Below are 10,612 nucleotides of genomic sequence, written 5' to 3' on the forward strand. Positions count from 1 at the left end.
GAGATAGATGATCTTTTTAAGGATTTAAACTCTGATGCCATTAAATTTCAGGAATTATATTACCTAGAAAGACAACATATGAATTTCTTAGACAAACAACGTTGTGGCAATTTCATAGCTAGTTAATATAAAAAATTTTAATTTATAGGCAGTATTTTTTAATCAAGTTTTTAACTTTTTTGGGTTTATCTTCAAGAACATAAGCTTCTACTTCTTTCGCATAAGTCCCAGAAAAATTTGAACTAGAGAACTCTAATGCTTTTCTTTTACTTTGATGCAATTTGCTTTCTAATTTTTTTATATCCCCTATTGTTTTATTGTCATTACATTTTTGTATCGCATGAGTTGCTTCGTGTCTTAATGCTTTTCTTATCGCCCTTTCTGTTTTGAAGTTATCTTTATTTGGTTGTTGATTCTTATTTCTATAATTTGTTTTCCTTTTTGCATTTTCAGTACATATTATTATTTTATTTTCTTTAAAATTATGTAGCCCTTTTATTTCTTTGTTTAATAGACATTCAATTTTATTTTCTTCAACTATGTAGTTTGCTTTTATTAATAAGTTAAGAATCTCTTTATCTAATTTGCTCAAAAATAATATAAATTCCATTCTATTTTGTTTACTTCACTATAGTTGGGATTTGTTCTATATCAGTTGTAGATGAGCGACTTAAGAAATTCTTATTCATCTTCCAACTTTGTGGATTTTTTGTAATAGCCCATGTAATTGCATTGTTATTAAATCTTTTATTTAATAAATCAATCGTTTTCATAAGATTTGTTGATTTTTTTAAGACTTTCTGAGATTTGTAATTGATAACTGATTGCTGTAAATATTCGCTATTTGTTAAATCCTGCATTAAAACACCAGCTTTTGAGAATTTATATTCGGGATTATAAATTTCTTTAGATAATTCAACTACTATTTTTAAAATATTGTTTGTGTCATCTGTTGCATTTGTAAGTTTTCTATGAGCACTTCTTTGATAATTTTGACTTGAATATTTACTGGTTCTAGCAAATACTCTAATATTAGATGATTGTAAATTCTGACTTCTCATTTTTTCAGAGGCTTTTATTGCGTGAGTTGCCAGTGCTTGAGTTAAGTCTTCTAATTTTGTGATAGGCGTGCCGAAACTCCTGCTCACCTGAATTTCTTTTTTTGATTTCTTGTTTTTTTCTATGGGCAGGCATCTATGGCCTTTCAGTTCTAATTGCAGTCTTTTCCCTACGATGCCTAATTTCTTAATGATTTCATTTTCTTCCATATCTCTTAGTTCTCTCGCATTTTTAATACCTTTACTTTGCAACCAATTAGAGGTTTGTTTCCCGACTCCCCATATCTTATCTATACTAATTCTTTTCAAATAATTATTCTCATTTTCGGTTCTAGCTAAATCAAATATTCCAGCTGAATAATCAATATTTTTAGCTAGTTTATTAGCAATTTTTGCTCTTACTTTATTTTCTCCTATTCCTACTGTTATGGTAATCCCTAGATTCTGATATATTAATGATCTTATGCTTCTTGCCCAAGGATATAGATTTTCATCATTAGGTCTAGAAATCGAGACGAATGCTTCGTCAATAGAATAAATTTCTATCTGTTCACAGTAGTTTTTCAGTAAATTCATTAGTCTTCTGCTCATATCCCCATAAAGCGAGTAGTTTGAGCTTAAGACTGCTACATCTAATTTATTTAGTCTTTCTTTGACCTTAAAATACGGAGTTCCCATTTTAATTTTTAAAGCTCGCGCTTCAGGGCTTCTTGCAATGATACATCCGTCATTATTAGATAAAATTACTACTGGTTTATTTCTCAAATGAGGATTAATATTTTGTTCACATGACGCGTAAAAATTATTAGCATCTATAAGAGCTATTGCATCAATATTTGAAATTCTCATAAATAGCTATGTATTGAATAAATAACAACTCCCCATATCTGTACATCAATATGGTTTTTAAATCTAAAATCAGGATAATTATGATTTTCTGCTTTTAAATATAATTCATTATTTTTTATAGATAATCTTTTTATTGTAAATTCTCCGTCTATCATTGCAATGATGATATTCCCTGGCCTGGCTGTTAAGCTCTTGTCTACTATTATTAAATCTTTATCTTTAATTCCTGCATTTATCATTGAGTCACCTTTAACTCTAAGAAAAAAAGTGCTAAACGGATTAGATATTAAATGTTCGTTTAAATCAATATTTTCTTCTGTATAGTCATCTGCAGGAGAAGGAAACCCTGCTGATACCGAATCAGTTAATAAGGGGATTTTAAATGTTTTAGTAGTTGAATCAAAAGAATCCAAGATTAAATTAATAGTATATATGTACTATATAGCAAAAAATCAAAAAATAGTTAGTTATTAAACTTTTATAGATTAATTTTAGATTGAATCTAATCTTTTTAAGAACGATGGTAAGGGGAGTTGTTTGATATAGAAATAGCTCTATAGATTTGCTCGATTAGGATTAATCTAGCTAATTCATGAGGAAAAGTTAAAGGAGACAGGCTTAGTACAAGATCTGATTTTTCTTTTATATCTGAACTAACTCCATCAGTATCACCGATTAAGAAATTAATTTTTTTATTTTTAAAATTCAAGAGTAAGGAACATAGTTCAACTGAATTAAACTGTTTTCCTTCTTCACTTAGGCAGATAATAATATTGTTATTGGATCTAAGATTATTTAAATTAAAAGTCTTTAACTCATTAATGATAAGTTCAGGCATTCTTTTTTTGTATTGATTAATTCCATCTCTAATCCAAAGTTTCTTTATTTTGCCGATAGCATAAATTGCTAATCTATTACTCTGAAGCATAAGTAAATATTAAAACTAATTATTCATCAAGAAGATAATTAAATTCATCATATAGTTCCTCTTCGGTTGTTAATTTCTTGGAAAAATTATCTTTTTTAGAATTCATATTAATTTGATTAATCTCACTTTTTCTTAGTGAATTATTAACGTTAGAAGTCTCTTCTAAAGATTCTGAATTATCAATTAACGAATAAAAAATTTTATTGGGATCTTCTGAATTAAGTGGATTGGTGATTAAATTATCATTATTAGTTATATTTGTGTAATTATTTATATTTTTACTTTCGTTATTTAAATTTTTCTTTTTTTTAAATTTATTGAGTTTATCTAAATTTTTTTTTGATAAGCTCATGATATAAAGTATTAAATAAATTCATATTTAATTTAAACATATTATTTATCTTTTAGATGAATTCTAAAAACTATCATCAAAAAAAAAGATTTGGACAACACTGGTTGGTAAATAAAAAAATATTAGAAAAAATTAAAGAAATTGCTGTTCTTAATGAAAATGACTTTATTTTAGAAATTGGTCCTGGTAAAGGAGCTTTAACATCTAAGTTATTAGATTCAGAAATTAAAAAATTACATGCAATTGAATTAGATAAAGATTTAATAAATTTATTAAATGATAAATTCAATAATAATGATAAGTTTTCACTGCAGCAGGGAGATATTCTTTCTGTAAATTTAGATTCGATTAATAAGAAGATTACAAAAGTGATTGCAAATATTCCTTACAATATAACTGGCCCAATATTGGATATTTTCATAGGTCGATTGGGCATTATAAGAAACTATAATTACGAAAAAATAATATTTTTAATGCAGAAAGACGTTGTAGATAGGATTTTGTCAAAAGAAGGTAGTCCCAATGCTGGTGCGCTTAGTATAAGAATGCAACTTTTATCAAAAATAAAAAGAATATGTGATGTGCCGCCTTCATCATTTAGTCCGCCTCCAAAAGTTTTTTCTTCTTTAGTAGTTTTCGAACCAATTAAAAATGATTTAAGATTAGATATTAGTCTAGAAAAATATATAGATAAACTTCTTCGAATTTCATTTAATTCAAGAAGAAAAATGCTTAGAAATACTCTTAATTCAATACTTTCAAATGAAGAGATAAATGAATTATCTGAATCTTCAAAAGTTTGTTTTAATTTAAGACCACAAGATATTTCAATTGACCAATGGATTAAGCTTGCAGAAAATTGTATTAAAATTAAAAAATAAAAATTTAAGTATATGCAAGATTTAGCTAAAACGAAAATTAATATAAAATCTCCTGCCAAAATAAATTTGCACCTTGAAGTTATTGGTAAAAGAGAGGATGGATTTCATGAGTTAGCAATGATTATGCAAAATATCGATCTTTCTGATTATTTAGAATTTGAAATTAATAATGAAGGTTTAATTAAACTTGAGTCTGATTGTAATGATTTAAGCTTATCTGATGATAACTTAATTGTTAAATCGGCAAATCTATTAAGGAAAAAATCAAATATAGATTACGGTGCGAATATATTTTTAAGAAAAAATATTCCAATTGGCGCAGGATTAGCTGGTGGATCCAGTAATGCAGCAGCAACATTAATTGGTCTTAATAAGTTATGGGATTTGAACTTAGATCAAGAAACATTATGTTCATTAGCATCAACTTTAGGATCTGATATTCCCTTTTTTATAAATGGTGGTATTCAATTATGTTTTGGAAGAGGAGAAATTTTGGAGAAATTAGATTCAAACTTTGAATATGGAGTAATTCTTTTAAAAAATCCAAATGTATCAGTATCTACAGCTGAAACTTATAAAAAATATAGTAATAGATTTTGTGATCAATATCTTACTGATAGAGAAATGATTGAGAACATAAGAAAAAATTTAAGAGATAATGGTTTAAATAACTTAAATTTTGATAATCAACATTTATCTATTAAAAATGATTTGCAGTTAGTTGTTGAAAATGAAAATGATTCTGTAAAGCAGGCATTATATTTACTTTCTAAATTAGAAAATTGTCTCACATTTTCAATGAGTGGATCAGGCCCTACATGCTTTGCACTCTTTAAAGATATAGAGACTGCTAAAAAAGAATTAACTGCAAATTCTAAATTATTTAAAGATAAAGGCTATGATTCATGGGTTTGCACTTTCCTTGAAAAGGGAATAACATTCATTTAAATTTTTTTTATATAAAAATCTATTGTGGCTGATAATAGTAATGAGAATATTGAAAAAAATATTCCCGAAAAAGGACCTTTAAATTTTATTGTTGGATCATTAACAAGTTTTTTATTATTTATATTTTTTTATTTTTTAAGTAATAAAATTGCAATTTATTTTTCAGTACATAAACCATCTAATTCTTCTGAAATAGTCCAAAATATTTCCTCTAGTATTAATACATTAATAATTGGATTATCTTTTTTGCTAACTTTCTCTTTTGCTTTTATAGGTATAGGACTTTTTATTGTATTTATTCGCAGTTTTTTTCTGAAGAAAAATTGAATTGCCAATATTATTAAGAAAACACTTTCTTTGAATGTCTTTACATGACTTAGGCCTTTTAGTCCTTTTGCTGTCACCTGGAATGATTTTATCAATATTACTACTCATAACCTTCGCTGAAGGAGGTTGAATTATTCAAAGTGGTAGGATTATATATGTGATTAATTAGGTAATTAATTGTGGCTGGAACATTATTATTTAATGCTTTGAAAGAGGCAATTGATGAAGAAATGGCAAATGATGTAAATGTTTGCGTTATGGGGGAAGATGTTGGTCAATATGGAGGATCTTATAAGGTAACTAAGGATTTATATGAAAAATATGGAGAGTTAAGAGTCTTAGATACTCCAATTGCAGAGAATAGTTTTACGGGTATGGCTGTGGGTGCAGCAATGACTGGCTTAAGACCAATAGTAGAAGGAATGAATATGGGTTTTTTGCTTTTAGCTTTTAATCAGATATCAAATAATATGGGTATGCTTAGATATACAAGTGGCGGAAATTATAAAATACCAGCAGTAGTTCGAGGACCTGGAGGAGTTGGTCGTCAACTTGGTGCTGAGCATAGTCAAAGACTTGAAGCATATTTTCATGCAGTTCCTGGCATAAAGATTGTTGCATGTAGTACACCCACAAATGCTAAAGGTTTAATGAAAGCAGCTATAAGAGATGATAATCCGGTTCTATTTTTCGAACATGTTCTTCTATACAATTTGTCTGAAGAATTACCTGAGGGTGATTATACTTGCGCTTTAGATCAGGCTGACGTTGTAAAAGAAGGGAAAGATATTACTTTATTGACTTATTCAAGAATGAGACATCACTGCCTTAAAGCTGTTGAAGAATTAGAAAAAAAAGGAATAGATGTTGAGTTAATAGATTTAATAAGTTTAAAACCATTTGATATGGAAACCATCTCAAAATCAATAAGAAAAACAAATAAAGTAATTATTGTTGAAGAATGTATGAAGACTGGAGGTATTGGTGCAGAATTAATTGCCTTGATAACAGAAGAGTGTTTCGATGATCTTGATGCCCGACCAATTAGATTATCTAGTCAGGATATTCCAACTCCTTATAATGGAAATCTTGAGAATTTGACAATAATCCAACCACATCAAATAGTTGAAAAAGTTGAACACTTAATTAGTGGGAGTATATAGACAATGAAAAGAAGGCAAGGTTGGCTTTTTTTTATTATATTTCTACTTACTTTATCTGTTTATCTATTAATAAATTATCCCTTACAGTTGGGATTGGATTTACAAGGGGGTTCTCAACTTACACTACAAATTATTAAAGAGGAAGGTAAGGTAACAAGGGATGAACTTGAAGCAGTTAATTCGGTTATAGATAAGCGCGTTAACAATTTAGGAGTTTCTGAGTCTAATTTGCAAACCCTCGGTGGAGATCAATTGATTTTAGAATTACCAGGTGAACAAAATCCATTAGTTGCTTCAAGGGTATTAGGTAAGACTGCTTTATTAGAATTTAGAACCCAAAAAGAAGGAACATCTACAGATTTAAAAACCCTGCAACTACAAAGATTGAGTATTAAAGAATTAATTGAACAATATTCCTTTGAAGAAAAAAATCAAAATAATGATAATTTCTTAAAAGTTATTCAAGATGATCTTAAAGATATAGAGCAAGAATTGAATTACTCATCTACTAGTAATGATTTATATGGGAAGTTAATTGAAATCAAAAAATATGTTGATAAAGAAATTACAAATTTATTTATTAAAACAGATTTATCTGGTAAGGATCTTATTAACGCAGGAAGGAGACAAGAACAAACAAATAGTAATTGGGAAGTTTTATTAACTTTTAGTAATTCAGGAGGTGAAAAGTTTGCAGAAATTACAAAGTCAATTGCTGGCACTAATCAACTATTGGCTATTATTCTTGATGGCGAATCTATAAGTGAAGCTAGTGTTGGTAACCAGTTTGCTAGTACTGGTATTACAGGTGGATCAGCAACAATAAGCGGTAATTTTAGTGCTGAAAATGCTAGAGAATTAGAAGTTCAACTTAAAGGAGGCTCATTGCCATTGCCAATTGAAATAGTAGAAACTAACACTATAGGGGCTCTATTGGGATCCAAAAATATTTTAAAAAGTCTTTATGCAGCTATTAGTGGATTAATTTTTGTTGGTATATTTATGATTTTTAATTATAGAATTCTAGGTTTTGTTTCAGTTCTTTCTCTAGTACTTTATGGTTTCTTTAACTTAGCCCTATATTCTTTAATTCCTGTAACTTTGACTTTACCTGGAATATCTGGGCTTATACTTAGCATTGGTATGGCTGTTGATGCAAATATTCTAATATTTGAGAGAATTAGAGAAGAATTATATGATGGTAATACTCTTACAAGATCTATTGATAGCGGTTTTCAAAGAGCTAATTCATCCATAGTTGATGGCCATATTACAACTCTTCTAAGTTGTTTTGTATTGTTTTTATTAGGAACAAATTTTGTTAAAGGTTTTGCGGCAACATTAGGTATTGGAGTTCTAATAAGCTTGTTTACCTCATTAAATTGTTCTAAAACTATTTTGCGATTTTTTACAACATATCAATCTTTAAGACAAAAAAATCTCTATCTACCCAAGAATAATTTTTCAAATTAAATTTTTTGTTTCTAATTTCCCATGAAATACAATCTTGAACTAATAAAAAATAAAAGAAAGATAATTAGTTTTTCAACTTTTCTTATTTTGTTAAGTCTTTTAGGAATTTTATATTCAACTTTTAATACTTCTTATAAGAAACCTATAAATTTAGGGATGGATTTTGTTGGAGGAAATGAACTAAGAATAGAAAGAGTTTGTGAAGAAGAATGTTCTAATCTTTCCCCTGATTCAGTTTTAGAAAATTTAAGAGAGATCTCTAGTAATAAAAACTTTATAAATAATATTAAATTACAATTCCAAAATAATAATAAATTAATTTCAATAAGAACACCTTATTTGAGTATCGAAGAATCAAATAATCTAATTACTAATCTTGATAATATTATTGGACCTCTAAATTATGAGAGTAAGGATTCAAGATTAATAGGTCCAAAGCTTGGGAAAAGATTACTTACTAATTGTGTTACTTCATTGTTGGTTTCTTTATTTGCAATATCTTTATATATAACTATTAGATTTGATAAAAAATATGCATTATTTGCATTATTAGCTTTATTCCATGATTTATTAATTGTTTTCGGTATATTCTCTTGGTTGGGAATTATATTATCTGTCGAGGTAAATAGTTTATTTGCTGTGTCCTTGCTAACTATTGCTGGTTATTCTGTAAATGATACTGTTGTTATTTTTGATAGAATTCGTGAGAATTTAAAATCAAAGAAAGAAGGCTATAACGAAACTATTCAATTATCAGTAAACGAATCATTTAGGAGAACAACTTTTACCAGTATTACAACCCTTATCCCTTTATTAAGCATAATTTTGTTTGGATCTTACTCGCTGTTTTGGTTTTCTTTGGCCTTATCATTAGGAATTATTGTTGGAAGTTATTCAAGTATTTTATTGGCTCCATCTTTGTTGCTTAAAGACTGAGCTTAAGCTTCTAATTTTATGAAATTGAATTACTATTTGATAATTTTATTTTCTTTAGTTTTAATAGATCTTTCTACTGAGCTAAGAATATTATTTGATCATTTTACTTTTAGTTCACTATATTTTGCTATTGGTAAACATCCCTTAGCTTTCTTTATACTTTTTTCCTACCCATATTTATATAAAAAATTAATTAAGTAGTTTTTAAATATCTTTAAATGATTCTTTGATTAAAACCTGTATTACTACAGCTAATGGAAGAGATAGTATTAAGCCTAATGGACCAAAAATGAAGGTAAATCCAAATTGTGATATTAATGTCAAACCAGGAAGTAAGTTTGCTTTTTTCTTCATTATAGATGGCATTATTATATAGCTTTCAATATTTTGAATGATTACATATGCTCCTAAAACGGCCAGTGGTTTCCAAAAATTATCTAGTAGTGCAATTGAGATTGGAAATATACCACTAATAACTGGACCTATATTTGGAATTATATTAAGAACCATTGCTATTAAAGCATTTGAGACAACATATTTGACATCTAATATAGACAAAACTATTAATGATAATAGACCTACTGATAATGAGCTTATGACCATAGAAAAGGTCCAATTTGCTAATGCAATATTGCATTTTTCCAGAATATTTCTAAATTTATTACGGTAATTTTTTGGTATTAATAGAAGTATATTTTCTTTATATTGTTTTGGTTCAATAGAAATCATCAAACTCACTGCTAATACGAATATTAATTTCAAAAGACCTGAACCCAGATTCCCCGCTATATTTATTAAATTCTTAAAACTTTCTTGAATAGCTTTTGCAATAGTTGAGGCATCTGGAATGGTAACTACATTATTTATTAAACTGAATATGTCTATAACATTTTCTGATTGTTCGCCATAAAATAAGCTATTAAATTTGTTCAGATTTGTATTGATCAATATATTTATTTTTGATAAACCATTTGGAATGTCAACTAGTATTTCATTGAATTCTTTTATAAACGGAGGTAATACAAGAATAAAAATAGTAAATATTATTACTGATATGACGGCTAAGACAAGAAACAAAGAAATCGATCGAGGAATTTTCAAACCTTTTTGGATTTGATTAGATAAATTACATACAATATTTGAAATTACTAAAGAACAAATTATTAGTAGGAGAAAATCCCTTAAAGTCCATACTATTAATAAAGTGATTAATATTACTACTAACTTGAAATATGATGAACTATTCAATTTTCATAATATTCTACTTCTTTTCAGAATATCCTAATCCATTTGATTTGGCATAACTATTTGCAAATCTCATAAATCTATCAAAGTCTGATGTGTTCTTCCAAATATAAACTGCTTCTAAAAATATGGGTTCTCCATCAACAAACTTTACTTTAACTTCTCTAGTTAATATTTCACCTTCGGAATCTATCATCCGCATACCTGTGATTTCACCGTCTGTAATTGAAGATAATGCCTGAGGTTTTTCAAACAAAAATAATGCTTGACCGGTGGTACCATCTTTACTCCTAGTCAGTCTTATTTCAGGCACTACTGGTTCATCAGTTCCCTCATAAAATTGTATTTTTGCAGTTTTATTTGCTGTCATAATATTCGATTAATAATTTTTTATATTAGGAAATATTTTTCACATTCGTTTGTAATTATTTCATAAAACATTATTTATTAAC

14 protein-coding genes are annotated in these 10,612 nt (G+C 27.7%); 7 read left to right on the top strand and 7 right to left on the bottom strand.

All coding sequences use genetic code 11. The annotated features are described in order from the left end of the window. Nucleotides 1-126, top strand: a 126-nt coding sequence (locus tag MK115_RS09370) for a hypothetical protein (protein ID WP_502923818.1), incomplete at its 5' end; no start/stop codon positions are given. Nucleotides 127-142: 16 nt separating this feature from the next. Here MK115_RS09370 and MK115_RS08390 read toward each other — a convergent pair. The 5 genes from MK115_RS08390 to MK115_RS08410 form a co-directional block, all read right to left on the bottom strand. Then, the gene (locus tag MK115_RS08390) at nt 143-610 is read right to left on the bottom strand and encodes a DUF8637 domain-containing protein (protein ID WP_287610735.1); all 468 of its coding nucleotides are present in this window, start codon (nt 608-610) and stop codon (nt 143-145) included. Nucleotides 611-620: 10 nt separating this feature from the next. Beyond that, the gene (locus MK115_RS08395; RefSeq protein WP_032521472.1) at nt 621-1,907 is read right to left on the bottom strand and encodes a Y-family DNA polymerase; all 1,287 of its coding nucleotides are present in this window, start codon (nt 1,905-1,907) and stop codon (nt 621-623) included. After that, on the bottom strand, nt 1,904-2,320 hold the full coding sequence (locus tag MK115_RS08400; protein WP_209130550.1) for a LexA family protein: 417 nt from the start codon (nt 2,318-2,320) through the stop codon (nt 1,904-1,906). The genes MK115_RS08395 and MK115_RS08400 overlap by 4 nt, the downstream gene beginning before the upstream one ends. A gap of 98 nt (nt 2,321-2,418) precedes the next feature. Beyond that, nucleotides 2,419-2,835 (bottom strand): 23S rRNA (pseudouridine(1915)-N(3))-methyltransferase RlmH, encoded by a 417-nt coding sequence (locus tag MK115_RS08405; protein WP_011862894.1) that lies wholly within the window; start codon nt 2,833-2,835, stop codon nt 2,419-2,421. Between the two features lie 19 nt (nt 2,836-2,854). Beyond that, nucleotides 2,855-3,187 carry a hypothetical protein gene (locus tag MK115_RS08410; protein ID WP_209039963.1) on the bottom strand — a complete coding sequence of 111 codons (333 nt, stop codon included), beginning with the start codon at nt 3,185-3,187 and terminating at the stop codon, nt 2,855-2,857. A gap of 56 nt (nt 3,188-3,243) precedes the next feature. Here MK115_RS08410 and rsmA point away from each other — a divergent pair, with 56 nt between their 5' ends. From rsmA to secF, 6 genes are all read left to right on the top strand, one after another. After that, nucleotides 3,244-4,068: a 16S rRNA (adenine(1518)-N(6)/adenine(1519)-N(6))-dimethyltransferase RsmA gene (gene rsmA, locus MK115_RS08415; RefSeq protein WP_287610736.1), complete on the top strand. Its 825-nt coding sequence runs from the start codon at nt 3,244-3,246 to the stop codon at nt 4,066-4,068. A 12-nt stretch (nt 4,069-4,080) separates the two neighbouring features. Then, entirely contained in the window at nt 4,081-5,016 is a 936-nt protein-coding gene (gene ispE / locus MK115_RS08420; protein WP_287610737.1) for a 4-(cytidine 5'-diphospho)-2-C-methyl-D-erythritol kinase, read from the top strand. A 24-nt stretch (nt 5,017-5,040) separates the two neighbouring features. Then, the gene (locus tag MK115_RS08425; protein ID WP_011376423.1) at nt 5,041-5,343 is read left to right on the top strand and encodes a DUF3082 domain-containing protein; all 303 of its coding nucleotides are present in this window, start codon (nt 5,041-5,043) and stop codon (nt 5,341-5,343) included. A 179-nt stretch (nt 5,344-5,522) separates the two neighbouring features. Beyond that, nucleotides 5,523-6,506 (top strand): pyruvate dehydrogenase complex E1 component subunit beta, encoded by a 984-nt coding sequence (locus tag MK115_RS08430; RefSeq protein WP_025923132.1) that lies wholly within the window; start codon nt 5,523-5,525, stop codon nt 6,504-6,506. A gap of 3 nt (nt 6,507-6,509) precedes the next feature. Next, nucleotides 6,510-7,979 carry a protein translocase subunit SecD gene (secD, locus tag MK115_RS08435; RefSeq protein ID WP_287610738.1) on the top strand — a complete coding sequence of 490 codons (1,470 nt, stop codon included), beginning with the start codon at nt 6,510-6,512 and terminating at the stop codon, nt 7,977-7,979. A 21-nt stretch (nt 7,980-8,000) separates the two neighbouring features. After that, nucleotides 8,001-8,915, top strand: a complete 915-nt coding sequence (gene secF, locus MK115_RS08440) for a protein translocase subunit SecF (protein WP_287610739.1) — start codon at nt 8,001-8,003, stop codon at nt 8,913-8,915. 204 nt (nt 8,916-9,119) lie between these two features. Here secF and MK115_RS08445 read toward each other — a convergent pair whose 3' ends face one another. Continuing rightward, complete coding sequence (locus MK115_RS08445) at nt 9,120-10,163, bottom strand: AI-2E family transporter (protein ID WP_287610740.1); 1,044 nt, start codon at nt 10,161-10,163, stop codon at nt 9,120-9,122. 13 nt (nt 10,164-10,176) lie between these two features. Next, a complete protein-coding gene (gene psb28 / locus MK115_RS08450; RefSeq protein WP_025914549.1) occupies nt 10,177-10,530 on the bottom strand; it encodes a photosystem II reaction center protein Psb28 in 354 nt (117 codons plus the stop codon). Nucleotides 10,531-10,612 lie beyond the last annotated feature (82 nt).

This window comes from Prochlorococcus sp. ALOHA_ZT_50, assembly GCF_022447305.1.
In the GTDB taxonomy this organism is placed as follows: Bacteria; Cyanobacteriota; Cyanobacteriia; order PCC-6307; family Cyanobiaceae; genus Prochlorococcus_A.

What these genes read in the sequence shown, in the direction of transcription:
- MK115_RS08390 (WP_287610735.1), bottom strand. Translation starts at nt 610, where the DNA reads ATGGAATTTATATTATTTTTGAGCAAATTAGATAAAGAGATTCTTAAC.
- MK115_RS08395 (WP_032521472.1), bottom strand. Translation starts at nt 1,907, where the DNA reads ATGAGAATTTCAAATATTGATGCAATAGCTCTTATAGATGCTAATAAT.
- MK115_RS08405 (WP_011862894.1), bottom strand. Translation starts at nt 2,835, where the DNA reads ATGCTTCAGAGTAATAGATTAGCAATTTATGCTATCGGCAAAATAAAG.
- MK115_RS08410 (WP_209039963.1), bottom strand. Translation starts at nt 3,187, where the DNA reads ATGAGCTTATCAAAAAAAAATTTAGATAAACTCAATAAATTTAAAAAA.
- rsmA (WP_287610736.1), top strand. Translation starts at nt 3,244, where the DNA reads ATGAATTCTAAAAACTATCATCAAAAAAAAAGATTTGGACAACACTGG.
- ispE (WP_287610737.1), top strand. Translation starts at nt 4,081, where the DNA reads ATGCAAGATTTAGCTAAAACGAAAATTAATATAAAATCTCCTGCCAAA.
- secD (WP_287610738.1), top strand. Translation starts at nt 6,510, where the DNA reads ATGAAAAGAAGGCAAGGTTGGCTTTTTTTTATTATATTTCTACTTACT.
- secF (WP_287610739.1), top strand. Translation starts at nt 8,001, where the DNA reads ATGAAATACAATCTTGAACTAATAAAAAATAAAAGAAAGATAATTAGT.
- psb28 (WP_025914549.1), bottom strand. Translation starts at nt 10,530, where the DNA reads ATGACAGCAAATAAAACTGCAAAAATACAATTTTATGAGGGAACTGAT.